This window comes from Streptomyces sp. NBC_01788 (assembly GCF_035917575.1).
Classification (GTDB): Bacteria; Actinomycetota; Actinomycetes; order Streptomycetales; family Streptomycetaceae; genus Streptomyces.
The window spans coordinates 4,312,025-4,335,934 of sequence record NZ_CP109090.1 but is presented as its reverse complement, the minus strand read 5'-3'; the positions used below and the strand labels follow the sequence as shown (position 1 = coordinate 4,335,934).

Here is a 23,910-nt window from a genome sequence, read left to right as displayed (position 1 = left end):
CGGTACATCCCGCCCCCGTGTCAAACGGGAAAAGCCCGCAACGGCCACTCGAACGGTAACCCGACTACCCCCCTTCCTGCCGCCCGGAGTGCTCACCAGGCCGTTCGCGCTGATGCGGAGGGTGATTTCTCAGTTACGGAGACCGGACAGGCGCCGCGGCTCTCACAGCCGCCCGAAGCACCACACGCCGAGGGTCAGGGCGGTCACGGCGGCCAGGGTCGCGACGGTCGCCGACGCGGTGCGCGGCAGGCCGGCGGCGATGGTCTCCCGGTGCCGGACCCGGACCGCCGTCCACCCCAACAAGGCTGCTCCGAACAGGGAGAACACCGTTCCCGTGAAGATCGCCGGACCGCTCTCCATGTACGTGCTCTCCCGTCCCCGCGTGCCCCGGTACGGGAGGCTGACAGCCGCGGGCGACGACGGCACGAACCCGCGGTGAACACGAGTCGGCCCGCTTCCCGGGGCGGTGCTCCCACCCCTTCCGCACGTGACGGGAATCAAGTTCTCCGCTTTTTTTTCCGCCTTTTCCCGCCCGACCCCAGGCAAGGATCGAAAAGCATGGCCGAGCCCGATCGAAACGGACTGACAGGCCGCGGAAACGACGAGAACTCGCCGTCGCCCCCGCAGCCTCACCGGTCGCTCGAACCGATCACTGATCCGGTCGCCGAACCGGTCACTGAGCCGGTTCTTCCCCCGGTTTCTGCGCCGGTTCGATGAAACCCTGCTCCACCAACAGGCGGATCTGGGCCGGTGTGCGGTCGCGCAGGAGAAGCGGACTCTCGCCCATCAGCTGGGCGATGGCGTCCAGGATGCGGCCGGCGCTCAGCGTGCCGTCGCAGACACCGGCGAAGCCGGCGCCCACCGTGTCCACCGCGGTGGCCCGGCGCATCCCCCGGTTCTGGCGCAGCACGACATGCTCGGGGTCCTCGGCGCCGGGCAGTCCGACCTGCTCCTGGACCACCTCGCGCACGAGCCGGAAGTGACCGTCGAGCAGGGCGGCGTCGTCGTGTTCCCGCAGGTAGTCGACGCGGGCGAAGTGCGCCTGGACGGTGTCGCCGAGCGGCTGCTCCACCGGGTGCGGCCACTCCTCCACGGTGATCGAGGGCGTCGCGGAGCTTGTCCTGCGCAGCGTGATCCAGCCAAAGCCCACGGCCCTGACCTTGCGCGCCTCGAACTCCTCCAGCCAGACGTCGTACCGCTCCTGGTACTCCGCGGCGTCACCGCGGTGGTCGCCCGCGTCCCTCAGCCACAGCTCGGCGTACTGCGTGACGTCCTGCACCTCGCGCTGCACGATCCACGCGTCGCACCCGCGGGGCACCCAGGACCTGAGCCTGTCCTGCCAGTCCTCGCCCTCGACGTGCTGCCAGTTGGCGAGGAACTGCGCGAATCCGCCCTCGTTCAGCCGGTCGCCCGCCTCCTGGACGAGCGTGCGGCACAGATCGTCCCCAGCCATCCCGCCGTCGCGGTACGTCAGCCGGGCGCCCGGGGAGATCACGAAGGGCGGGTTCGACACGATCAGGTCGAACCGCTCGTCGTCATGGACCGGCTCGAACAGCGAGCCCTGGCGCAGATCGGCGGCCCGCGCGCCGGACAGCGCCAGCGTCAGGGCGGTGATGTGCAGCGCGCGCGGATTGACGTCGGTCGCGGTCACGCGCGTGGCGTGCCGGCCGGCGTGCAGCGCCTGGATGCCGGAGCCGGTGCCGAGGTCGAGCGCGGAGCCGACCGGCGTGCGGACCGTGATGCCGGCCAGGGTCGTGGAGGCGCCGCCGACGCCGAGGACGACCCCCTCGTCCCGGCTGCCGATCCCGCCCGCGCCGCCCACCGCACAGCCCAGGTCGGACACGATGAACCAGTCCTCGCCGTCGAGTCCGCCGTAGGGCCGGACGTCCACGGCCGCGGCTACCTCGTCCGCGCCGACGCGCACCAGCCAGCCGGTCTCCAGGCACGCCTCGGCGGGCAGGACGTCCGCCACGCGCGCGTACGGCACCGGCTGCTGGAGCAGGAACAGCCGGACCAGAAGCTCCAGCGGCGTGTCGCCGCGTGTGGCCCGCATCGCGGGTACGGTCTCGCTGCGCGCCAGCGCGGCGTACGCGGGCGCGCCGAGCAGTTCGAGCAGTCCGTCGGCGGTGAAGGAGGCGCCGAGCAGGGCGTCCCTGAGCCGGGCGGCGACGTCCGGTCGGTCGGAGGCGGGCAGTGCGGGCAGGCTGGTGTCACTCACGCCCCCCATTGTGTCGGCTCACTCCGACAGCGCACGCGCGCGTCTCGGCGCGCGTCGTGCGTCTGCGTACGTCAGCCGTTCGTCGCCGGGGACGAGGCGGAACCGGACGGGGTGGCTGAGGCGGACTTGCAGCTCGGCTGCTGGGCCATCGCCCTGCCGACGTCGCCCTCCTCGAGGTTCTTCAGCGCGTCGTTCCCGGTCCGGCTCAGCTTGTCCAGCCGGGTGGCGATGTCCTTGAGGCCGTCCGCGAACTTGGCCTGGTTCTTGGTGTCGAGCTTGTCCACCTGCTCCTTCAGGGAGGTGTACGAGGCCGACAGGCCGTTGAGCTCCTTGACCGCGTCCTGCTGCTTCTTCTGGCCGTTGTCGACCTCGGGCGCGCCGGCCGTGTTCACGGCCTGCCCGATGGCCTTGTAGGCGTCGGCCATGTCCTGGAAGGCCTGCGCGTCGGTCTTCTGGACCTGGGCCGGCGCGCTGTTGTCCGAGGTCTCCTTCTGGATGGCGGTGTTCGCGGCCTCGATCTTCTTCGCCTGCGGCTGCACCGCGTCGCACACCTGCTTGGCCCAGGCGTTCAGCGCGTCGCTCTTGCTGTCGGCAGCGCTGTTGGTGCAGCCCGTCAGTGCCAGCACGAGTACCGCACCGCCGGACAATGCGGCCGCGAGCTTCTTGTTCACCGGTTTGGTCCCTTCCATGGCCCTCGGCCCCGGAACATACACGCCGTGTCGGCCGCACCAGCGAGTCGGTCGCCCCTTGTGTGGTGTCTTGAGGCCATTTGCACCAAGCGAGAGAAGGCTCACTGGGAGCGTCCGCACACGCGGCGGGCGGGCGACGCGTCGTACGCGCCGCCCGCCCGTCTCCTGAGCTGGGCCCGGGATGAGACCGTCTACGACACCACCGCGGCATCGGCTGACTTGGAGACCGTTTCGGAGTCGTCGTCCCCCACGGCGATGCCGCGCCGCTTGGAGATGTAGACCGCGCCGACGATCACGGCCAGCGACAGGACCGCGACCGCGATCCGCACTCCGAGGCTCTTGTCGCTGCCGTAGGAGAACTTGATGACCGCGGGCGCGATGAGCAGCGACACCAGGTTCATCACCTTCAGCAGCGGGTTGATCGCGGGGCCGGCGGTGTCCTTGAAGGGATCGCCCACCGTGTCCCCGATCACCGTGGCCTCATGGGCCACGCTGCCCTTGCCGCCGTGGTGGCCGTCCTCGACGAGCTTCTTGGCGTTGTCCCAGGCGCCACCGGAGTTGGCGAGGAACACCGCCATCAGCGTGCCCGCGCCGATCGCGCCCGCGAGGTAGGCGCCCAGCGCACCGACCCCGAGCGTGAACCCGATGAAGATGGGCGCCATGACGGCGAGCAGCCCGGGCGTGGCGAGTTCGCGCAGGGCGTCCTTGGTGCAGATGTCGACGACCTTGCCGTACTCCGGCTTCTCGCTGAAGTCCATGATCCCGGGCTTCTCGCGGAACTGCCGGCGCACCTCGAACACCACCGAACCGGCCGACCGGGACACCGCGTTGATCGCCAGCCCCGAGAAGAGGAAGACGACCGCCGCGCCGGCGATGAGGCCGACCAGGTTGTTGGGCTGCGAGATGTCCATGGTCAGCGTCATCGGCGCGCCCGAGCCGGTCAGTTTCTCCCCGACGTCACGCGCGCCTGTGGTGATGGCGTCCCGGTACGACCCGAAGAGCGCCGAGGCCGCGAGCACGGCGGTGGCGATGGCGATGCCCTTGGTGATGGCCTTGGTGGTGTTGCCCACCGCGTCCAGGTTGGTGAGCACCTGGGCGCCCGCGCCCTCGACGTCGCCGGACATCTCGGCGATGCCCTGGGCGTTGTCGGAGACCGGGCCGAAGGTGTCCATGGCGACGATCACGCCGACCGTGGTGAGCAGTCCGGTGCCGGCCAGCGCCACCGCGAACAGTGCCAGCATGATCGACGTACCGCCGAGCAGGAAGGCCCCGTACACGCTGAGGCCGATCAGCAGGGCGGTGTAGACCGCCGACTCCAGGCCGACGGAGACACCGGCGAGGACGACCGTGGCCGGGCCGGTGAGCGAGGTCTTGCCGATGTCTCTGACCGGCCGCCGGGTGGTCTCGGTGAAGTAGCCGGTCAGCTGCTGGATCACCGCGGCCAGCAGGATGCCGATCCCGACCGCGACCAGGGCGAGGATCCGCGGGTCGCCGTCCTTGCCCCTGATCGTCGCGTCGGTGACGCCGGTGAGACCGGAGTACGTCGACGGCAGGTAGAGGAAGACGGCGACCGCGACCAGGGCGAGTGAGATCACCGCGGAGATGAAGAAGCCGCGGTTGATCGCGCTCATGCCGCTGCGGTCGGCGCGGCGCGGCGCCACCGCGAAGATCCCGATCATCGCGGTGATCACGCCGATGGCCGGCACCAGCAGCGGGAAGGCGAGTCCGTCGTTGCCGAAGGCCGCCTTGCCCAGGATGAGCGCGGCGACCAGCGTGACGGCGTACGACTCGAAGAGGTCGGCCGCCATGCCCGCGCAGTCGCCGACGTTGTCGCCCACGTTGTCGGCGATGGTCGCGGCATTGCGAGGATCATCCTCCGGAATGCCCTGCTCGACCTTGCCGACCAGGTCGGCGCCGACGTCGGCGGCCTTGGTGAAGATGCCGCCGCCCACCCGCATGAACATCGCGATCAGCGCGGCACCGAGGCCGAAGCCCTCCAGCACCTTCGGCGCGTCGGCCGCGTACACCAGCACCACACAGGAGGCGCCGAGCAGGCCGAGCCCCACCGTGAACATGCCGACGACACCGCCGGTGCGAAAAGCGATCTTCATGGCCTTGTGCGAGACGGCGGTGAGATCCTTTTCCGGCTCACCCGCCGAAGGGGTCGCTTCCCGGGCCGCCGCGGCGACACGTACATTGCTGCGCACGGCGAGCCACATGCCGATATAGCCGGTCGCCGCCGAGAAGGCGGCTCCGATCAGAAAGAACACCGATCGTCCGGCGCGCTGATTCCAGTCGTCCGCAGGCAGCAGCAAGAGCAGGAAGAAAACGATCACGGCGAATACGCCGAGCGTGCGCAGCTGACGGCCCAGATAGGCGTTCGCGCCTTCCTGGACCGCTTCCGCGATCTTCTTCATGCTGCTGGTGCCCTCGCCCGCTGCCAGCACCTGGCGCACCAGGATGCCCGCGACCACGAGCGCGGCCAGCGCGACGGCTGCGATGACCGCCACGATGATCCGATTGTCATTGGTCAACACTGCAGCTGCGAAGGTTGTGGGGTGACCTGACTGCTGAGGGGTAGAAAGCCCCGCCATTCGTCCTCCTTGACGCTTGGGCTGAGCTCAAGATGTGGACGGATTGTAGGTAGCGGAACCTGATCAAAACAGAGCGCGGCGAACCGAATTGCCCTTCACCTGCTCTTCAGCAAATGATCGACGTCACGCCACGGAACCCGAAAGAGGTAATGGTTCAAAACCATTGACCCGCGATCAATGATTGATCAAATGATCTGCCGACAGGTCGTGAATTCATTCACGAATTCAAATGTACCTGGTGGAGGCGGTCACGCAACAAGAAGGGCCCTGCGAAGCAGGGCCCTCATGTAGTGCGCCGAACGGGTGAGGTGGGTCAGGGGAGCGTCGCGACCGGCGGCGGCGTGGTCGGCCAGGTCATCTTGATCAGCCCGCCATGCTCCCCTGCAGAGACCTCCACATCGTCGACGAGGCCGCTGATGACCGCGAGGCCCATCTCGTCCTCCTCGGCTTCAGCCTCGTCCACCACGCCCGGGGCATCCCCGGCGTGGAACGGCGCGTGCCGGGCCTCGTCGCCGACCTCGATGGAGAACTGCTTCTCCTCCTCGGTCAGCATCACCTTCACCGGTGCCGAGATCCCGCTGTTGCGATGCAGCCCCACAGCCCGCGTGCAGGCCTCGCCGACGGCGAGTCTGACCTCGTCGAGGACGGCCTCGTCCACTCCGGCCCTGCGCGCCACCGCTGCCGCCACCAGACGGGCGGTCCTGACGTGCTCGGGCAGCGCGCTGAAACGGAGTTCGACGGTGGCCATGCATCCCCCTCGGAGCTACGGGCGTGCTGCCGGAGGGCCGGGCCGCCGAAATGCCCGGCCTCCGCTTGGACTCTTCCGCCCCGGTCACCGGCCCGGGGCCGGCGGTCAGTCGGTGGCTGCCACCGCTTCGTCCACCGAGGTGTGGATCGGGAACACCTTGGTGAGACCGGTGATACGGAAGATCTTGAGAATGCGCTCCTGGTTGCACACCAGGCGCAGCGAGCCCTCATGGGCACGCACTCGCTTCAGGCCACCGACCAGTACGCCGAGCCCGGTGGAGTCGAGGAAGTCCACGCCCTCCATGTCGACGACGAGGTGGAAATTCCCGTCGTTCACAAGCTCGACCAGCTGCTCGCGCAGCTTGGGCGCGGTATATACGTCGATTTCGCCACCGACCTCGACGACCGTACGATCGCCGACGGTACGGGTCGACAGGGACAGGTCCACGGATCCTCCAGCACCTTGCTATCGAGCGGTCGCCCCTCAGGACACCTCGGCTTGAAGCCCCCGGGACGGTTCGCCAGCCGCGATGGCATTCAATCACTTACCGGCAGGCGTGCACGACGCCTTGGTCCCATTGTCCTGCACGTCGGTGACAGACTCGGTGCCGATGGCCAAGAATCACCGATCCGATCGATCCCCGGCTGCCCCCGTCACCCGCCTGGCGCCGGGCACGGTCCTCGACCGGCTCGCCGCGGGGCAGAGCCGGGCTGCGCGCATCACTCATACGGAGCACTTGCCCCCGCGCGCGGGGCGCCATGCCGTCTGGCCCGACCGGATTCGGCCGGAGGTGATCGCGGCGGTCCAGGCGTGCGGGATCGAGCACCCGTGGGCGCACCAGGCGCGCGCCGCGGAACACGCCCTGGACGGTGACTCCGTCGTCGTCGCCACCGGCACCGCGTCCGGCAAGTCTCTGGCCTACCTCGTCCCGGTGCTCTCGACGCTGCTGGACGGTTCCGAGGCGGCCAACGGCCGCGGCGCCACCACCCTGTACCTGGCCCCCACCAAGGCCCTCGCGGCCGACCAGTGCCGCGCGGTGAAGGAACTCGCCCGGCCGCTGGGCAAGGCCGTACGCCCCGCGGTGTACGACGGCGACACCCCGCCCGAGGAACGCGAGTGGATCCGCCAGTACGCCAACCACGTCCTGACCAACCCCGACATGCTGCACCGCGGGATCCTGCCCTCGCACCCGCGCTGGTCCTCCTTCCTGCGGGCCCTGAAGTACGTCGTCATCGACGAGTGCCACACCTACCGCGGCGTCTTCGGCTCCCATGTCGCCCAGGTCCTGCGCCGACTGCGCCGGCTGTGCGCGCGCTACGGCGCCTCTCCGGTCTTCCTGCTGGCCTCGGCGACCGCGGCGGAGCCCGCGGTGGCCGCACGCCGTCTCACCGGCGTGCCCGTGGTGGAGGTGGCCGACGACGCCTCACCCCGCGGTGAACTGGTGTTCGCCCTCTGGGAGCCCCCGCTGACCGAGCTGCGGGGCGAACGGGGCGCGCCCGTCCGGCGTACCGCCACCGCCGAGACGGCGGACCTGCTGACCGACCTCGCCCTCCAGGGCGTGCGTTCGGTCGCCTTCGTACGGTCCCGGCGCGGCGCCGAGCTGATCTCGGTGATCGCCCAGGAGCGGCTGGCCGAGATCGACCGGCCGCTCTCCCGGCGTGTCGCGGCCTACCGGGGCGGCTACCTGCCCGAGGAGCGTCGCGCCCTGGAACGCGCCCTGCACTCCGGCGAACTCCTGGGCCTGGCCGCCACGACCGCCCTGGAACTGGGCGTGGACGTGTCCGGCCTGGACGCCGTGCTGATCGCCGGTTACCCGGGCACCCGCGCCTCCCTGTGGCAGCAGGCGGGCCGCGCGGGACGCTCCGGTCAGGGCGCCCTCGCTGTGCTGGTCGCCCGCGACGACCCGTTGGACACCTTCCTCGTCCACCATCCCGAGGCCCTGTTCGACCAGCCGGTCGAGTCCACGGTCCTCGACCCCGACAACCCGTACGTCCTCGCCCCGCACCTGTGCGCGGCCGCCGCCGAGCTGCCGCTCACCGACGAGGACACCGAACTGTTCGGCCCGGCCTGCGCCGAGCTGCTGCCGCAGCTGGAGGCCGCGAAGCTGCTGCGCCGCCGGACGAAGGCCTGGCACTGGACCCGCCGGGAACGGGCCGCGGACCTCACCGACATCCGCGGCGAGGGCGGACGGCCGGTGCAGATCGTCGAGTCCGGCACCGGCCGGCTGCTCGGCACGGTCGACGCGGGCGCCGCGCACACCTCGGTCCACGAGGGCGCGGTCCATCTGCACCAGGGCCGCACGTACCTGGTGCGCTCCCTCGACCTGGACGACTCGGTCGCCCTGGTCGAGGAGGCCGCCCCGCCGTACACCACGGTCGCCCGCGACACGACGGCGATCTCCGTCCTGGAGACGGACACCGAGGTGCCCTGGGGCGACGGCCGCCTGTGCTACGGCTCCGTCGAGGTCACCAACCAGGTGGTCTCCTTCCTGCGCAGACGTGTCATCACCGGCGAAGTGCTCGGCGAGACGAAACTCGACCTCCCTCCTCGTACGCTGCGCACCCGCGCGGTGTGGTGGACGGTCACCGAGGACCAGCTCGACGAGGCCCGCGTCAACCCGGAGATCCTCGGCGGCGCCCTGCACGCGGCGGAGCACGCGTCGATCGGCATGCTGCCCCTGTTCGCCACCTGCGACCGCTGGGACATCGGCGGCGTGTCCGTCCCGCTGCACCCCGACACGCGGCTGCCCACGGTCTTCGTCTACGACGGCCATCCGGGCGGCGCGGGCTTCGCCGAGCGCGCCTTCCACACCGCGCGCGCCTGGCTCTCCGCCACCCGCGAGGCCATCGCCTCCTGCGAGTGCGACTCCGGCTGCCCGTCCTGCATCCAGTCCCCCAAGTGCGGCAACGGCAACGACCCGCTGCACAAGAGGGGGGCGGTACGTCTGCTGACGGTGCTGCTGAAGGCGGCTCCGGAGGAAGAGACGGAGGAGGCGGAGGCGGGGGCGGAGACGAGGCCTCAGATCGGAGCGGAGACCGAGGCCTAGGCGGATGCCCGGGCGAAGGCGGGGGCTTGGTCCACGCGGGTGAAAGGTGGCGGCGCGGTGGATCCGGCGGGAGCCGTGGGCCCGGCTATGGAGCCCGCAGGGGGCGTGAGGCCGGCTGTACCTGCCGTGGATCCCGCAGGGGCCCTGGACCCTGCCCTGGCTCATGCCGTGGGCCCTCCAGGCCGCACGGACCCTGCTGCCGGCTCCCCTGGCACCGTCGCCCCCGCTGCCGGCTCCCCTGACCCCGCCGCGCCTGCCGCGCGTTCCCCGGGCCCCGCAGGGGTGTCCGATGGGGCAACCGGTCCCGCTGGAGCGTCCGCCGGGGTCGCCGGACCCGCTCTCGCCCTCACCTCCGCGGTGAAGGGCCCCCGTTGCGCCGCCGCCGTGACGTCCGAGGTGTCGCCCACGATCGCGCACCGGACGAGCCGGGCGCCCTGTGCCCTGGCCACCTTCTCCGCCCGGGCACAGGCGACGGCGCCGCCCTCGGCCCAGTGGCCCGCCGCCGCCAGAGCGGCGAGGTCGGCCGCGCCGGCCGCGCGGTGCCGGTCAACTACCGCCTCCCCCAGAGCGAGACCGATGCCGAACACCACGCACAGCAGGGCGATCGCGCCGACGCTCCACACGGTGGCGGAACCACGGTCCGACAGACGGCGCCCTCGACACCCGCCACGGATGAGCCGGCGGAAGCGGCGGAACCCCGGAATGCGGCCCCTCACGTCCCCGTCCTCCGTTTCACGTCCCCGCTCCCCGCTGGGCGCGCGTCCCGACCATGTCCTCCGCCTCCGCCACGGCTTCCTCCCTCAGTTGGAAGGGCAGCACGCCCAGCCCCGGCGGGTCGGCCACGACGACCACGTGCACGTGGTCTCCCCGGCGGATCACCGTGACCTTCGCACCGTGCGGTGCCACGTCCCGGGCCACTCGGGTCACCGAGCCCTCGGGGTCCTGGCGGGCGGCGGCCCGGGCTCCCGCCCGTGCCGCGTCCACGCACTGGATCTGCGCGAGCACCACCAGCAGGACCCAGACAAGCGTCGTCACCACGAGCACCAGCACGGGCAGGACCATGGCGGCCTCCGCAGTCACGAACCCCGCGTCGGCGCCCACCCGTTCGGCTCGGCGTGCCCGCGCCCATGCCCGTGCCCGATCACATCCGCGCACTGAGCGCTCGCTTCACGATGTTCTGCAACTCCGTCTTGACCTGGCCGCTCGTCACCACCTCGTAGAGCAGGACGGCGAACGCCACCGCCGCGATGATCCCCATCGCGTACTCGGACGTCACCATCCCCGCGTCCCGGCACATCAGGGCACGCAGCCGTGCCCATACCTTTCCGTACATATCAACCCCCGTGAGGTCTTGGTCTGTTGCTTGGTCCGTTGCTTGCCTGTTGGTTCTCTGTCGGTTCGGTTCCGCCGCCGCCCTCAGCCACCACCTCCGCTCAGCAGTCCGCCCGCGAGGCCGATCAGCACGGGCAGCACGCCCACCGCGACGAAGGCGGGCAGGAAGCACAGCCCCACCGGTGCGGTGACCAGTACGGCCGCCCGGCGTGCCCTGGCCGTCGCGGTGCGCGCCCGGTCGGCGCGGACGTCGGCCGCGAGACGGGCGGCCGGGCCCGCGGCGGGAAGGCCCGACTCGTCGGCCCGCTCCAGCAGCCGCGCCAGGGCCGCGGCTCCCGGTATCGAGGCGAGTCCGCGCCAGGCGTCTGCCGGCGGCCCGCCGAGCCGGACCTGGGCGGCTCCCTGGGCCAGCGCGTCCCCGACGGGGCCGCCCAGGGCCTCTCCGACGGCCTGGGCGGCGATCACCGGGCCGCCACCGGCCGCGACACAGGCCGCCAGCAGGTCGGCCGCGAGCGGGAGTTGACGGGCGGCTTCGGCCGCGTCGGACTCCGCTTCGGGACGGCTCGCCGTCCGCCGCCGCCACTGCCACATCCCGGCCGCCCCGGCGAGCCCGAGCACGAGCCCGGTCAGCCCGCCGACCAGCACCCACCCGGCCCCGGCGACACCCACCGCCGGCAAGCACTGCCGCAGGCCACTTGTCGCACGGAGCCGTGCACGCGAGCGCCGTGCCTCCTCCGCCGTCCGCTCCGTCCCCAGCAGCGCGGCCGTACGCCGCCGTGCGCTCCGCTCCCGGCCCATCGCCTCCAGCCATCTCACCGTCAGCCACAGGAGCGCCGCCGCCCCCGCGACCGTCCCCAGCCTGTGGACAACACCGCCCGCGCTCACATCGCCTCCGCCGCTCGCACGATCCGCAAGGCCCACCACAGGCCCGCGCCCTCCAGCACGCCACCGATGACCAGGCAGCCCAGCCCCGCTCCCGTGTGCAGCAGCACCCGCAGGGGGTCGGCCCCCATGGCCTCGCCCAGCAGGAGTCCGAGGGCCGGCAGACCGGCGAGCATGACGGCCGTGGCCCTGGCCCCCGACAGCTGAGCCCGCAGATCGGCACGTTGGTCGCGCTCCGCCCGCAGTGCCCCTTCGAGCCGGTCCAGGCCTGCCGCCAGGCCCGCGCCCTGGTCCACGGCCACCCGCCAGCAGGCCGCGAGGCCGCGCAGGCCCTCGGCCCCCGGCTGCCGGGCCGCCCCGGCCAGCGCGGCGGGCACGTCCCCGCCGAACCGGGCCGCCGCCAGCACCGCCGCCTGCGCGTCGCCGAGCCCGCCCGAGTCCCGCGCGGCGCACAGCAGCGCCTCTCCCGGCTGCCGACCGGCCCGCACCTCTCCGGCGAGGGCCCCGCACAGGGCGATCACCGCGTCCGCCTGCCGCTCCTGCCGTCGGCGTGCCGCCCGGGCGAGCCGGGTGCGGCGCAGCAGCGGCACCCCGACCGCCCCCGCGACGACCGGCAGCACCGAGGCGCCCAGCACCGCGAGCACCAGCCCGGCGGCCGGTGCCCACCATTCGGCGCGCAACCGTCCGCTGACCTGGGTCAGTTGGCGAAGGATCCGGTCGGAGGGTGGCTGTCCCGGGCCCTCCGGCCCGCCGCCGGCGAACAGCACCCGCGCCCGCCGTGCCGCGGAGTGCCACCCGCCCAACAGCAACACGGCCAGCAGCCACACGGCCGCCCCCGCACACACCGCGCCCGCGGCCACCCGGACCGAGCCCCAGAACCCCTCATCCATCGCGGTCCTCGCCCCCTCTCCCGCTCTCCCTCCGGAGCAGCCCCCGCAGCCGCTCCCACCCCGGTTCCGCCACGAAAGCCTCCGCACCCCAGCGCAGCGCCGGCACGGTCCGCACCAGTCCCGAGGCATCCCGCTCCAGCACCCGCACCTCGGCGATCCGCCGCCTCCCGGAACGGTCCCGCACGAGGTGCAGCACCACCGACAGCGCGGCTGCCAACTGGCTGTGCAGCGCTGCCCGGTCGAGCCCGGCGGCGGTACCCAGCGCCTCCAGCCGGGCGGGGACGTCCGCGGCGGCGTTGGCGTGCACTGTGCAGCAGCCGCCTTCGTGGCCGGTGTTGAGGGCGGCCAGAAGGTGGACCACCTCGCCGCCGCGCACCTCGCCCACGACCAGTCGGTCCGGCCGCATCCGCAGTGCCTGCCGCACCAGGTCCTCGAGGGTGACCAGGCCCGCGCCCTCCTGGTTGGCGGGTCTGGTCTCCAGGCGGACGACGTGCGGGTGGTCGGGTCGCAGCTCCGCGGAGTCCTCGGCGAGGACGATCCGCTCACCGGACCCCGCAAGCCCGAGCAGTGCGCTGAGTAGCGTGGTCTTCCCGGTTCCGGTCCCTCCGCTGATGAGGAAGGACAGCCGGGCCTCGATCAGCGCCCGCAGTACGCGGTCCCCGCCGGGCGGCACCGTGCCCGCCGCGACCAGTTCCTCCAGCGTGAACGCGCGTGGCCGTACGACCCGCAGGGACAGGCAGGTGCAGCCGACGGCGACGGGAGGCAGCACGGCGTGCAGCCGGGTGCCGTCGGGCAGCCGGGCGTCGACCCATGGCCGGGCGTCGTCCAGCCGTCGGCCGGCCACGGCGGCCAGGCGCTGCGCGAGGCGCCGTACGGCAGCCGCGTCCGGGAAGGCAACGGCGGCCCGCTCCAGTCCGCCGCCCCGGTCCACCCACACCCGGTCCGGGGCCGACACGAGGACGTCGGTCACCGACGGATCGGCCAGCAACGGCTCCAGCGGACCGCTGCCGATCAGTTCGGAGCGCAACCGCTCTGCCGCGCCGAGCACTTCCGCGTCCCCGAGCACCCGGCCCTGTTCGCGCAGGGCCTGCGCGACCCGCGCGGGCGTCGGCTCGGCCCCGCTCTCGGCGAGCCACTGCCGTACGCCGTCCAGCAACTCCACCGGCATCCGAGGCCCGTTGGCGGGCGCGGGCTCGCGCAGCGCGTCCGCGGGCGCCGTCCGCAGGTGTTCGGCAACCGTCCTCATGCGGCCGCCGCCTCGATCAGCGCCCGCTCCCAGAAGGCGGTGCAGAAACGGGCGAGCGGTCCGCGCGCCACCGCGCCGGGCGGGGTCCTGCCCTCGCCGGAGCGCCGCAGCGCCGACTCCACGGGCACCTCGCCCGCCAGCGGCAGGCCGAGCAGCCTGGCCACCTCACGGTCGTCGAGCCCGGGCGCGTACGGCCCCCGGACCGCCACCCGCAGATCGCGCAGGACCATGCCGGCCGCGGACGCCACCCGTGCCGCGGCCGCCACGGCGCGCAGTTCGGCGGGGACCACGAGCAGGCCGAGGTCGATCTGGGCGAGGGCCTCGGCGACCCCTTCGTCGACGCGGCGGGGCAGGTCGACCACCACGGCGCCGCCGCGCCGACGGGCGGCGGCCAGCACCGCCCGGACAGCCTGCGGCGGGACGGCAACGCAGTCGCCGCGGTCCCAGCTGAGCACGCGCAGCGAGTGCAGTTCGGGCAGCGACTCCTCCAGGGCGCCGCCGCCGACTCTTCCGCGCGAGGCGGCGAACGCGGGCCAGCGCAGTCCCTCGGCCGTCTCCCCGCCCAGCAGGACGTCGAGGCCGCCGCCCAGCGGATCCGCGTCCACGAGCAGGGTGCGCAGGCCCTCCCGGGCGGCGGTGACGGCGAGGGCGCAGGCCAGGGTGGACGCGCCCGCTCCGCCGCGGCCGCCGATGACGCCCACGGTGAGCGCGGGTCGGCCGACGCCCTCGGCGACGTCGGCGATGCGGTCGACCAGCCACTGCTCGCCGTCGGGCAGCACCAGCACGTGGTCGGCGCCGATCTCGATGGCGCGCCGCCAGATCCCGGGGTCGTCCTGGTCCCGGCCGACCAGCACCACTCCGCGCCGGCGGGCGGCCCCGCGCACCCGCCGGGCGGCGTCGTCGCCGACCAGCACCAGCGGTGCCGTCTCCCAGCCGCCTCTGCGCTCGGGCAGGCCGTGATGGACCTCGGGTGTGGCGCCGGCCGCCGCGCACAGGCGCAGCAGGTCGTCGAGGAGTCCGGCGTCCTCGGTGACGATCAGTGGTCTGCCCTGCAACCCTCCGGCCTCGGGCGGTGGATCGTGTGTGACGGTTCCGGCCACGGGTCGGACCCCCTTCGCTGCTTCGTGCGCGTGGCTCGTGCGGCCCCGCGAATCCCGAACATGAGAAGAACCGGCGATCGGCCTTCCTTTGGGCGGCCGATACGGAACCGGCCGCACGCGCGCGCCCGGACAATCGGAACCGGCCAAGAACTCGCCGGGAGCGGTGCGCGTCGGAATCACGGTGCAGTGATCCGGAAAATCGTGTGGATCTTGGTCAAAAACTGTGGACGACTCGATGGCTGTGAATATCGCCGTCACCCATACCGGTGACCCGTGTACTGGTTCCCGTGCGACTTCCACAGAGCAGCGACACAACTACGCACGGTGACAGATCATGGAGATGGCCCAACCCGCGTGATGCGGCCGATTCGGCTCGGCAACCACGGACAGAAAGGGAGAAACCCACCCGGACATGCGACGACCCCCGCCGGGGGGGAGAGCGGGGGTCGTCTTCACGGCCGACTCGGGGGGGGAGGAGTCGGACCGCGTTGGCACGGTCGCGAACGATCCGTGACTTCCATGGTGTACCCGAGAGCCTTCTCAGGCAAACCCACACGCCCACCTTACGCCGAATGGGCTGCCCCTATGCTCAGGGGCGTGGAAAACCACTCCTTGCCCCGCACAGCGGCCTTCTTCGATCTGGACAAGACGGTCATTGCGAAGTCGAGCACGCTCACCTTCAGCAAGTCGTTCTACCAAGGCGGACTGATCAACCGCAGGGCCGTGTTGCGAACGGCGTACGCCCAGTTCGTCTTCCTCGCCGGCGGCGCCGACCACGACCAGATGGAGCGCATGCGCGAGTACCTGTCCGCGCTGTGCCGCGGCTGGAACGTGCGGCAGGTCAAGGAGATCGTCGCCGAGACGCTGCACGACCTGATCGACCCGATCATCTACGACGAGGCCGCCTCCCTCATCGAGGAGCACCACACCGCCGGCCGCGACGTGGTCATCGTGTCCACGTCGGGCGCGGAGGTGGTCGAGCCGATCGGCGAACTGCTGGGCGCGGACCGCGTGGTGGCCACCCGGATGGTGGTGGGAGAGGACGGCTGCTTCACCGGCGAGGTGGAGTACTACGCCTACGGCCCGACGAAGGCGGAGGCGATCCGCGAGCTGGCCGAGTCCGAGGGGTACGACCTCAGCCGCTGCTACGCCTACAGCGACTCGGTGACCGATCTGCCGATGCTGGAGTCGGTTGGGCATCCGCACGCCGTGAACCCCGACCGGGCGCTGCGCCGGGAGGCCGTCGCGCGTGCGTGGCCGGTTCTCGACTTCCACCGGCCGGTGCGGCTCAAGCAACGGCTGCCCGCCTTCTCGGTGCCGCCGCGTCCGGCCCTGGTCGCGATGGCAGCCATAGGCGCGGCAGCGGCCACCGCGGGACTCGTCTGGTACACGAGCCGGCGCCGGAACTCGATCGCCTGATCCGCCGCTCGGCCGCCTTGAAATGCCGCACGGCACCAGCGCGCCCGTTTAGCTCCTGTTTGAACCTGAAAGTAAAGAAGTGCAGCCGGGGGTTCCGCTTGTACCCCGCTTGCAGTACAAAGGATTCGACGGCCCGCGAGACCGAAGGACATCCGCAAGGATCACCTTTAACAGCGCTATTGGCCCCACGGACCGAGCATGAACACCGGGCACCCACGCGACGTCGACCCGTCGATTACGGGCCAGCCGCACCAGGTGACGGGCAAAGATCCCGGCCTGATGGGCGACATATCGAGGACGCTTGGTAACTCGGTGCTCATGCCAGCGGCGGTACGAGTTCTCGTACCGCCGCAACCCTGTGTCCGGGTCCGTCACGCCGCCCCGCGCTGAAGCGCCTCACACACCGCTGTGGACTCGCGCGCTCCCAGTTCCACCGCCCTGGCACAGTGGGCGATCCAGGCCGCCATGCCCTCCGGGGTGCCGGAGACATAGCCGTCGAGGGCGGCCAGGTAGGCCGCGCGGCCCAGTTCGGCGTGGCCGACCTCGGCGGGGCAGACCGACTTGGGGTCGAGACCGCTGCCGACCAGGACGATGCGCTCGGCTGCCCGGGCGATCAGCCCGTTGTGGGAGACGAAGGGCCGCAGCGCCAGAAGCTCGCCATGCACCACGGCCGCCGTCACCAGGGCGGGCGCGGAGCCGCCGGCGATGATCAGTTCCGACAGCCCCTCCAGGCGCCCGGAGACCTCATCGGCGCTCGGCGGCGCCAGTTCGATCAGCGGCTCGCCGACACTCTCACCCGCCTGGCGCGGCCGCCCGACCGCGCCCTCCTGGCTCGCGGCGGCGACCAGGTGCAGCCGGGCCAGCACCCGCAGGGGCGACTGCCGCCAGATGGACAGCAGTTGCCCGGCCTCGGCCGTCAGTCTCAGGGCGGCGCCCATCACCCGCGCCTCGCCGTCACCGCTGAAGTCGGAGCGGCGCCGCACCTCCTCCAGGGCCCAGTCCGCACCGGACAGCGCCCCGGAGCCGCGCGCAGCACGCAGCGCCGCCTCGGAGGTGACCTCGTTGCTCCTGCGCCGCATGACCCGGTGCCCGTACACCCGGTCCACGGCCTTGCGTACGGACTCCACGGACTCGGCCACACCGGGCAGCGCACCCAGGGCCGCAAGGGGATCCTGCCTGTTCGGGCTCGTGCGAGAGCTCGGCGGAGGCTCGGCGGTCGCGCCTGTCGTACTCATGAGTAAGACCCTACGGGCCCGAGCACCCCGCCCCACGATGGAGTGGTCTTCTTCACGCATCTCTACACCCTCAGCAATCAGGCCACTACGCTTCGTGAACATGAAAATTGCTTTCGTCGGGAAGGGCGGCAGCGGCAAGACCACTCTGTCCTCCCTGTTCATCCGGCATCTCGCGGCCACCGGCGCGCCCGTCGTGGCGATCGACGCCGACATCAACCAGCATCTGGGGGCCGCGCTCGGCCTGGAGGAGACGCAGTCCGCCGCACTGCCGGCGATGGGCGACCATCTGCCGCTGATCAAGGACTGCCTGCGCGGCACCAACCCGCGCATCACCTCCGCCGAGACGATGATCAAGACGACCCCGCCGGGCGAGGGCTCGCGCCTGCTGCGCCTGTGCGAGGACAACCCGCTCTACGACGCCTGCGCGCACCCTGTGGAACTCGACGGCGCGGCCGTCCGTTTGATGGTCACCGGCCCCTTCACGGACGCCGACCTGGGGGTCGCCTGCTACCACTCCAAGACCGGGGCGGTGGAGCTGTTTCTGAACCACCTGGTGGACAGCCGCGACGAGTACGCCGTGGTCGACATGACGGCGGGCTCGGACTCCTTCGCCTCCGGCATGTTCACCCGCTTCGACATCACGTTCCTCGTCGCCGAGCCGACCCGGAAGGGGGTCTCCGTCTACCGCCAGTACAAGGAGTACGCCCGTGACTACGGGGTCGTGCTGCGCGTCGTCGGCAACAAGGTGCAGGGCCGGGACGACCTCGACTTCCTGCGCGCCGAGGTCGGGGACGACCTGCTCGTGACCGTCGGGCACTCCGACTGGGTGCGCGCCATGGAGAAGGGCCGGCCGCCCCGGTTCGAGTTCCTGGAGGACGCCAACCGCCGCGCCCTGCGCATGCTCCAGGTCGCCGCCGACGCCACCTACGAGCTGCGCGACTGGGACCGCTACACCCGCCAGATGGTGCACTTCCACCTGAAGAACGCCGCCTCGTGGGGAAACGAGCGGACCGGGGCCGACCTCGCGGCCCAGATCGACCCCGGCTTCGTCCTCGGCGAGGGTGTCACCGCCCCGGCGTGAGTCCCGCCACGGGCCCGAGGCCCAGCCGCGGCCGGGACTCCCGCCCCGGCACGGAGCCCGGCACTACCCACGGGCCCGCCACGGCTTGGAGTGCCGCCACGGCTTGGAGTGCCGCTACGGCTTGGGCGCGCCGGGCACGCCCTTGGGGGCCGGGGCCGGGCGCGACGACAGGAAGGACGCCCAGCCCTGCTTCGGGGCCTCGCCGACCTCGAGGGTCCGCAGCCGGTCGAGGGTCCGCGGGTCCTGGGCGTCCAGCCAGTCGGCCAGCTGGTGGAAGGAGACGCAGCGCACGTCGGGCTTGTTGCACACCTGCTTCACGACGTCCTCGACGGCGCGCATGTAGGTGCCGCCGTTCCAGGACTCGAAGTGGTTGCCGATCACCAGCGGGGCGCGGTTGCCGTCGTAGGCCCGCTGGAAGCCCTTGAGCAGGCCGTCACGCATCTGGTTGCCCCAGTAGCCGAACTTCGCGGGGTCGCCCTGGGTCTGCGTGCCGGACTGGTTGACCATGAAGTTGTAGTCCATGGTCAGCTGCTCGAAGGTGTGCCCGGGGAAGGGCACCAACTGCATCGACAGGTCCCACAGACCGTCCTTCTTCTTGGGCCACTCCTGGTTGTTGACGCCGCTGCTGTCGTAACGGAAGCCCAGCCGGCTCGCCGCCTTGACGAAGTTCTTCTGGCCCTCCAGGCACGGGGTGCGGCCGCCGATGAGCTCCTTGTCGTAGTCGAAGGGCAGCGAGGCGGCGCTCTTCATGCCTGTATTGGTCTTCCAGGTCTTCACGAACTGCTTGGCCTGGGAGATCTCGCTCTTCCACTCGTCGACCGACCAATTTCCGACCCCGCCGTCGGGGCCGCAGAAGTGACCGTTGAAGTGGGTGCCGATCTCATTGCCCTCCAGCCAAGCCAGCCGTGCCTGCTCGACCGTGTCGGCGATGCCCTGCGCGTCATTGAAGCCGATTTCGGAGCTGCCGGGGGCGTGCTGCGGCGGCCGGTACAGGTCACGCTTCTCCTGCGGAAGCAGGTACACGCCGCTGAGGAAGAAGGTCATGGTCGCGTTGTTGGCCTTGGCCACCTGGCGGAAGCGGGAGAACAGCTTCTGACTGTCCTCCCCGGCCCCGTCCCAGGAGAAAACGACGAACTGCGGCGGCTTCTCACCGGCCTTGAGCCGCTCCGGCCTGGGCAGGTGCGGCTGCGCGCCGGTGTACGCGGTGGACCCGTCGCCGATCAGGCGGACGACACTGCCGGGCAGTTGGGGGCCCTTCTGCGGGGCGCCGGGCGCGCCCTGCCTCGGCGCCTGGTCGCTCGCGCAACCCGCGAGCGACGAGGCGCAGACCGCGGCGACGGCGACGCCCACGGCGATCCTCTGGGTGGCGGCCATGTTCCGCCCACCTTCTTCCTTCTCTCGTCCAACGCCGAGACGGCGTGTGCTGGTGATGTGCCGGACGGGCCGACAGTGCCGTCAAGATCGCACGGACCGGAGAAGGAATTAGTAGGACAAGCCGGTAAAAAGTCCACTTCACTCAACGAGGTGATTTGCTGCCCCGTTTGAGCAGACGGTCTAGGCATGGGCTTTACGCGGCATTACGATCGCTTTACCAATCGTTGAATCCGCCGTTCCCGCTGAATCCCTTTGATTCAGCCGCAAGTTCCGCGCCCGCGCCATCCCGAGGAGACGGTGAACATGCCGGCCTGCGCCCCCGACGACACCGCGAAATCCGCCCGCACCGAGCGTGCGCACCCGCCCCACAGCCCGCCCCGGCGCCCACGCCGCCTCCGCCTCACGGGCGCCGACGTGTCGGCCTCCGTCGCGGTTTTCCTGATCGCCCTGCCCCTCTCCCTCGGTATCGCCCTGGCCACCGGCGCTCCGCTGCGGGCCGGCCTCGTGGCCGCAGCCGTGGGCGGACTCGTCGCCGGGCGGCTCGGCGGCTCACCGCTCCAGGTCAGCGGCCCCGCCGCCGGACTCACCGTCGTGACCGCCGATCTGATCCACCGTTATGGATGGCGTACGACCTGCGCGATCACCGTTCTCGCCGGTCTCGCCCAACTCGCCCTCGGCTGCCTGCGCGTGGCCCGCGGCGCGCTCGCCGTCAGCCCCGCCGTCGTGCACGGCATGCTCGCCGGGATCGGGGTGACCATCGCCGTCGCCCAGGTGCACATCGCCCTCGGCGGCAGCCCGCAGAGCTCCGTCGTCGACAACCTCCGAGCCATACCCGCCCAGTTGACCGCTCTCGACCCGGCGGCCCTCGCGGTGAGCGCGCTGACCCTGGCGGTGCTGCTGTCCTGGCCACGCCTGCCCGGTCGGCCAGGCCGCCTGCTGGGCAGGGTGCCGGCCGCGCTCGTCGCCGTCGCCGCGGCCACCGCCGTCGCCTCCCTCACCGGGCTGGTACTGCCCAGGGTCGATCTGCCGTCCTGGCGCAGCCACGCCCTGGCCGGACTGCCCCAGGGGCCGGTGCTCGGGCTCGTCGCCGCGGTGCTCGGCACCACGCTGGTGTGCAGCGTGCAGTCGCTGCTCGGCGCAGTCGCCGTGGACAAGCTGGTCGCGGGCCGCGCGGGACCGGCCCCCCGGGCCGGCCGCTCGGACCTGGACCGGGAACTGCTCGGCCAGGGCGCCGCCAACGTCGTCTCCGGCGCGCTCGGTGGCCTGCCGGTCGCCGGGGTGGCCGTGCGAAGTACGGCGAATGTGCGCGCGGGCGCCGTGAGCCGGAACTCCACGATGCTGCACGGCCTTCTCGTAGTGATCGCCGCGCTGCTGATGGTCCCGGTGCTGGAGTTCGTCCCGCTCGCCTCGCTCGCCGCCCTGGTGATGGCCGTCGGCCTCCAGATGGTGTCCCCGCACCACATCCGCACGGTGACCCGCCACCGGGAGACCCCGGTGTACGCCGCCACCGCCCTCGGCGTGGTGGTCCTCGGCATTCTGCAGGGCGTGGCTCTCGGCATCGCCGTAGCCGTCGCCGTCGCCCTGCGCCGCCTCGCCCGCACCCGCATCACGCACGAAGAGCGGAAGGGAGTCCATCACCTGGACGTACGGGGGCAGTTGACGTTCCTCGCGGTGCCCCAGCTCAGCCGGGCCCTGCATCTCGTGCCGCCGGGAACCACCGTGGTCGTCCGGCTGGACGGCTCGTTCATGGATCACGCGGCGTACGAGTCACTGCGGGACTGGCAGCGGACGCACACCGCTCAAGGCGGCTCGGTCGAGCTCAGCGGCTGTCGTCACCCGGAATCCTTCACCCGGACCGACGTGACGGAGACGCCGCAGGCTGGGGTACCTTCCCTTGCGGTCAGTGACAATCAGAGCGCGCTGAGCAAGAAAGGAGTCCAGGAGTGAACCTCCGGGGACCGTCGCGCGTGACCCGTGAATGAGCGGGTGTCAGGATAAGAGGGGTTGACCGACACCCTGGGGCCCTCGGAGAATCGGGCGCATTAATTGGTCTAAACCACTGGGACGGTGTGCGACGATGGCAGACAACGAGCGTTCTTCACTCTCCAACCTCCTGAAGGAGGAGCGACGTTTCGCGCCCCCCGCCGACCTGGCCGCGAACGCCAACGTCACGTCGGACGCGTACGAGCAGGCCAAGGCCGACCGGCTCGGCTTCTGGGCGGAGCAGGCCCGCCGGCTGACCTGGGCCGTGGAGCCGACCGAGACGCTCGACTGGTCGAACCCGCCGTTCGCCAAGTGGTTCAAGGACGGCACGCTCAACGTGGCGTACAACTGCGTCGACCGGCATGTCGAGGCCGGACACGGCGACCGGGTCGCGATCCACTTCGAGGGTGAGCCCGGCGACCACCGCGCCATCACCTACGCCGAACTCAAGGACGAGGTCTCCAAGGCCGCCAACGCCCTGCTCGAACTGGGCGTCCGAAAGGGCGACCGGGTCGCGATCTACATGCCGATGATCCCGGAGACCGCGGTCGCGATGCTGGCCTGCGCCAGGATCGGCGCCACGCACTCGGTGGTCTTCGGCGGCTTCTCCGCGGACGCGCTCGCCACCCGCATCAAGGACGCCGACGCCCGGGTCGTGATCACCGCCGACGGCGGTTACCGCCGCGGCAAGCCCTCCGCGCTCAAGCCGGCCGTCGACGAGGCGGTCGGGCGCGTGGACAACGTCGACCACGTGCTCGTGGTCCGCCGCACCGGCCAGGAGGTCGCCTGGACCGAGGGCCGGGACCTGTGGTGGCACGAGATCGTCGACCGCCAGCCGGCCGAGCACACCCCGGAGGCGTTCGAGGCGGAGCACCCGCTGTTCATCCTGTACACCTCGGGCACCACGGGGAAGCCGAAGGGCATCCTGCACACCTCCGGCGGCTACCTCACGCAGGTCGCGTACACGCACTGGTCGGTCTTCGACCTCAAGCCGGAGACCGACGTGTTCTGGTGCACCGCCGACGTCGGCTGGGTCACCGGCCACTCGTACATCGTGTACGGACCGCTGGCCAACGGCGCGACGCAGGTCATGTACGAGGGCACGCCGGACACCCCGCACCAGGGCCGCTTCTGGGAGGTCGTCCAGAAGTACGGCGTGACGATCCTCTACACGGCGCCGACCGCGATCCGTACGTTCATGAAGTGGGGCGACGACATCCCCGCGAAGTTCGACCTGTCCTCCCTGCGCATCCTCGGCTCGGTCGGTGAGCCGATCAACCCGGAGGCGTGGATCTGGTACCGCAAGAACATCGGCGGCGACCGCACCCCGGTCGTCGACACCTGGTGGCAGACGGAGACCGGCGGCATCATGATCTCCCCGCTGCCGGGGGTGACCGACGCCAAGCCCGGCTCGGCCCAGCGGCCGCTGCCCGGCATCTCCGCCACCGTGGTGGACGACGAGGCGAACGAGGTGCCCAACGGCGGCGGTGGCTACCTGGTGCTCACCGAGCCGTGGCCGTCGATGCTGCGCACCATCTGGGGCGACGACCAGCGGTTCATCGACACCTACTGGTCGCGGTTCGAGGGCCGGTACTTCGCCGGTGACGGCGCGAAGAAGGACGACGACGGCGACATCTGGCTGCTCGGCCGCGTGGATGACGTGATGCTCGTGTCCGGGCACAACATCTCCACCACCGAGGTCGAGTCCGCCCTCGTCTCCCACCCGTCGGTCGCCGAGGCGGCCGTGGTCGGCGCGACGGACGAGACCACCGGACAGGCGATCGTCGCCTTCGTGATCCTGCGCGGCGCGGTCACGGAGACCGAGAACCTGGTCGGCGAGCTGCGCGACCACGTCGGTTCGACCCTCGGCCCGATCGCCAAGCCCAAACGGATCCTGCCGGTGGCGGAGCTGCCGAAGACCCGCTCCGGGAAGATCATGCGGCGCCTGCTGCGTGACGTGGCGGAGAACCGGCAGCTCGGAGATGTCACGACGCTGACCGACTCCACCGTCATGGACTTCATCCAGGCCAAGCTGCCCACGTCGTCCAGCGAGGACTGAGCGGGGACCGCCCG

The 23,910-nt window shown here is 71.5% G+C and carries 19 protein-coding genes and 1 pseudogene; 5 read left to right on the top strand and 15 right to left on the bottom strand.

Annotated elements, in window-relative coordinates; translation table 11 throughout:
- Window positions 1-162 precede the first annotated feature (162 nt).
- The 6 genes from OIE49_RS19665 to bldG all read right to left on the bottom strand — a co-directional run bounded on the left by OIE49_RS19665 (window position 163) and on the right by bldG (window position 6,696).
- Window positions 163-360 carry a hypothetical protein gene (locus OIE49_RS19665; RefSeq protein ID WP_100568489.1) on the bottom strand — a complete coding sequence of 66 codons (198 nt, stop codon included), beginning with the start codon at window positions 358-360 and terminating at the stop codon, window positions 163-165.
- A 313-nt stretch (window positions 361-673) separates the two neighbouring features.
- Window positions 674-2,227: a class I SAM-dependent methyltransferase gene (locus tag OIE49_RS19660; protein ID WP_326803450.1), complete on the bottom strand. Its 1,554-nt coding sequence runs from the start codon at window positions 2,225-2,227 to the stop codon at window positions 674-676.
- A 62-nt stretch (window positions 2,228-2,289) separates the two neighbouring features.
- A complete protein-coding gene (locus OIE49_RS19655) occupies window positions 2,290-2,907 on the bottom strand; it encodes a small secreted protein (protein WP_326803449.1) in 618 nt (205 codons plus the stop codon).
- A 191-nt stretch (window positions 2,908-3,098) separates the two neighbouring features.
- A complete protein-coding gene (locus tag OIE49_RS19650) occupies window positions 3,099-5,501 on the bottom strand; it encodes a sodium-translocating pyrophosphatase (RefSeq protein WP_326803448.1) in 2,403 nt (800 codons plus the stop codon).
- A 313-nt stretch (window positions 5,502-5,814) separates the two neighbouring features.
- Entirely contained in the window at window positions 5,815-6,249 is a 435-nt protein-coding gene (locus OIE49_RS19645) for an ATP-binding protein (protein ID WP_100568486.1), read from the bottom strand.
- A gap of 105 nt (window positions 6,250-6,354) precedes the next feature.
- The gene (gene bldG, locus OIE49_RS19640) at window positions 6,355-6,696 is read right to left on the bottom strand and encodes an anti-sigma factor antagonist BldG (RefSeq protein ID WP_009189842.1); all 342 of its coding nucleotides are present in this window, start codon (window positions 6,694-6,696) and stop codon (window positions 6,355-6,357) included.
- A gap of 82 nt (window positions 6,697-6,778) precedes the next feature.
- On the opposite strand from bldG, the gene OIE49_RS19635 reads away from it, so the two are divergent.
- A complete protein-coding gene (locus OIE49_RS19635) occupies window positions 6,779-9,295 on the top strand; it encodes a DEAD/DEAH box helicase (protein ID WP_326803446.1) in 2,517 nt (838 codons plus the stop codon).
- A 161-nt stretch (window positions 9,296-9,456) separates the two neighbouring features.
- On the opposite strand, the gene OIE49_RS19630 is transcribed toward OIE49_RS19635, so the two are convergent.
- From OIE49_RS19630 to ssd, 7 genes are all read right to left on the bottom strand, one after another.
- Window positions 9,457-9,999, bottom strand: a complete 543-nt coding sequence (locus tag OIE49_RS19630; protein ID WP_401786817.1) for an Rv3654c family TadE-like protein — start codon at window positions 9,997-9,999, stop codon at window positions 9,457-9,459.
- 28 nt (window positions 10,000-10,027) lie between these two features.
- Window positions 10,028-10,375 carry a TadE family type IV pilus minor pilin gene (locus OIE49_RS19625; RefSeq protein ID WP_376493246.1) on the bottom strand — a complete coding sequence of 116 codons (348 nt, stop codon included), beginning with the start codon at window positions 10,373-10,375 and terminating at the stop codon, window positions 10,028-10,030.
- Between the two features lie 61 nt (window positions 10,376-10,436).
- Window positions 10,437-10,628 carry a DUF4244 domain-containing protein gene (locus OIE49_RS19620; RefSeq protein ID WP_326803445.1) on the bottom strand — a complete coding sequence of 64 codons (192 nt, stop codon included), beginning with the start codon at window positions 10,626-10,628 and terminating at the stop codon, window positions 10,437-10,439.
- 83 nt (window positions 10,629-10,711) lie between these two features.
- The gene (locus OIE49_RS19615; protein ID WP_326803444.1) at window positions 10,712-11,512 is read right to left on the bottom strand and encodes a type II secretion system F family protein; all 801 of its coding nucleotides are present in this window, start codon (window positions 11,510-11,512) and stop codon (window positions 10,712-10,714) included.
- Window positions 11,509-12,399 (bottom strand): type II secretion system F family protein, encoded by an 891-nt coding sequence (locus OIE49_RS19610; RefSeq protein ID WP_326803443.1) that lies wholly within the window; start codon window positions 12,397-12,399, stop codon window positions 11,509-11,511. Before OIE49_RS19610 ends, OIE49_RS19615 begins: the two co-directional genes overlap by 4 nt.
- Window positions 12,392-13,567: a TadA family conjugal transfer-associated ATPase gene (locus OIE49_RS19605; protein ID WP_326806277.1), complete on the bottom strand. Its 1,176-nt coding sequence runs from the start codon at window positions 13,565-13,567 to the stop codon at window positions 12,392-12,394. The genes OIE49_RS19610 and OIE49_RS19605 overlap by 8 nt, the downstream gene beginning before the upstream one ends.
- 74 nt (window positions 13,568-13,641) lie before the next feature.
- On the bottom strand, window positions 13,642-14,745 hold the full coding sequence (gene ssd, locus OIE49_RS19600; protein ID WP_326803442.1) for a septum site-determining protein Ssd: 1,104 nt from the start codon (window positions 14,743-14,745) through the stop codon (window positions 13,642-13,644).
- Between the two features lie 585 nt (window positions 14,746-15,330).
- Between ssd and OIE49_RS19595 the strand changes: the two genes are divergently transcribed.
- Window positions 15,331-16,164 (top strand): HAD family hydrolase, encoded by an 834-nt coding sequence (locus tag OIE49_RS19595; protein WP_100568481.1) that lies wholly within the window; start codon window positions 15,331-15,333, stop codon window positions 16,162-16,164.
- A gap of 371 nt (window positions 16,165-16,535) precedes the next feature.
- On the opposite strand, the gene OIE49_RS19590 is transcribed toward OIE49_RS19595, so the two are convergent.
- On the bottom strand, window positions 16,536-17,399 hold the full coding sequence (locus OIE49_RS19590) for an oxidoreductase (RefSeq protein WP_326803441.1): 864 nt from the start codon (window positions 17,397-17,399) through the stop codon (window positions 16,536-16,538).
- A gap of 100 nt (window positions 17,400-17,499) precedes the next feature.
- Between OIE49_RS19590 and OIE49_RS19585 the strand changes: the two genes are divergently transcribed.
- Window positions 17,500-18,480: an ATP-binding protein gene (locus tag OIE49_RS19585; RefSeq protein ID WP_326803440.1), complete on the top strand. Its 981-nt coding sequence runs from the start codon at window positions 17,500-17,502 to the stop codon at window positions 18,478-18,480.
- Between the two features lie 114 nt (window positions 18,481-18,594).
- Here OIE49_RS19585 and OIE49_RS19580 read toward each other — a convergent pair whose 3' ends face one another.
- Window positions 18,595-19,854: a hypothetical protein gene (locus OIE49_RS19580; RefSeq protein WP_326803439.1), complete on the bottom strand. Its 1,260-nt coding sequence runs from the start codon at window positions 19,852-19,854 to the stop codon at window positions 18,595-18,597.
- A gap of 303 nt (window positions 19,855-20,157) precedes the next feature.
- On the opposite strand from OIE49_RS19580, the pseudogene OIE49_RS19575 reads away from it, so the two are divergent.
- Both OIE49_RS19575 and acs read left to right on the top strand, forming a co-directional pair.
- Window positions 20,158-21,687, top strand: a pseudogene (locus tag OIE49_RS19575) (SulP family inorganic anion transporter); the annotation flags it as partial.
- A 244-nt stretch (window positions 21,688-21,931) separates the two neighbouring features.
- Window positions 21,932-23,896 carry an acetate--CoA ligase gene (acs, locus tag OIE49_RS19570; protein ID WP_326803438.1) on the top strand — a complete coding sequence of 655 codons (1,965 nt, stop codon included), beginning with the start codon at window positions 21,932-21,934 and terminating at the stop codon, window positions 23,894-23,896.
- The last annotated feature ends 14 nt before the right edge of the window (window positions 23,897-23,910 follow it).

What these genes read in the sequence shown, in the direction of transcription:
- OIE49_RS19665 (WP_100568489.1), bottom strand. Translation starts at nt 360, where the DNA reads ATGGAGAGCGGTCCGGCGATCTTCACGGGAACGGTGTTCTCCCTGTTC.
- OIE49_RS19660 (WP_326803450.1), bottom strand. Translation starts at nt 2,227, where the DNA reads ATGGGGGGCGTGAGTGACACCAGCCTGCCCGCACTGCCCGCCTCCGAC.
- OIE49_RS19655 (WP_326803449.1), bottom strand. Translation starts at nt 2,907, where the DNA reads ATGGAAGGGACCAAACCGGTGAACAAGAAGCTCGCGGCCGCATTGTCC.
- OIE49_RS19650 (WP_326803448.1), bottom strand. Translation starts at nt 5,501, where the DNA reads ATGGCGGGGCTTTCTACCCCTCAGCAGTCAGGTCACCCCACAACCTTC.
- OIE49_RS19645 (WP_100568486.1), bottom strand. Translation starts at nt 6,249, where the DNA reads ATGGCCACCGTCGAACTCCGTTTCAGCGCGCTGCCCGAGCACGTCAGG.
- OIE49_RS19635 (WP_326803446.1), top strand. Translation starts at nt 6,779, where the DNA reads ATGGCATTCAATCACTTACCGGCAGGCGTGCACGACGCCTTGGTCCCA.
- OIE49_RS19620 (WP_326803445.1), bottom strand. Translation starts at nt 10,628, where the DNA reads ATGTACGGAAAGGTATGGGCACGGCTGCGTGCCCTGATGTGCCGGGAC.
- OIE49_RS19610 (WP_326803443.1), bottom strand. Translation starts at nt 12,399, where the DNA reads ATGGATGAGGGGTTCTGGGGCTCGGTCCGGGTGGCCGCGGGCGCGGTG.
- OIE49_RS19605 (WP_326806277.1), bottom strand. Translation starts at nt 13,567, where the DNA reads ATGCCGGTGGAGTTGCTGGACGGCGTACGGCAGTGGCTCGCCGAGAGC.
- OIE49_RS19595 (WP_100568481.1), top strand. Translation starts at nt 15,331, where the DNA reads ATGCTCAGGGGCGTGGAAAACCACTCCTTGCCCCGCACAGCGGCCTTC.
- OIE49_RS19590 (WP_326803441.1), bottom strand. Translation starts at nt 17,399, where the DNA reads ATGAGTACGACAGGCGCGACCGCCGAGCCTCCGCCGAGCTCTCGCACG.
- OIE49_RS19585 (WP_326803440.1), top strand. Translation starts at nt 17,500, where the DNA reads ATGAAAATTGCTTTCGTCGGGAAGGGCGGCAGCGGCAAGACCACTCTG.
- OIE49_RS19580 (WP_326803439.1), bottom strand. Translation starts at nt 19,854, where the DNA reads ATGGCCGCCACCCAGAGGATCGCCGTGGGCGTCGCCGTCGCCGCGGTC.
- acs (WP_326803438.1), top strand. Translation starts at nt 21,932, where the DNA reads ATGGCAGACAACGAGCGTTCTTCACTCTCCAACCTCCTGAAGGAGGAG.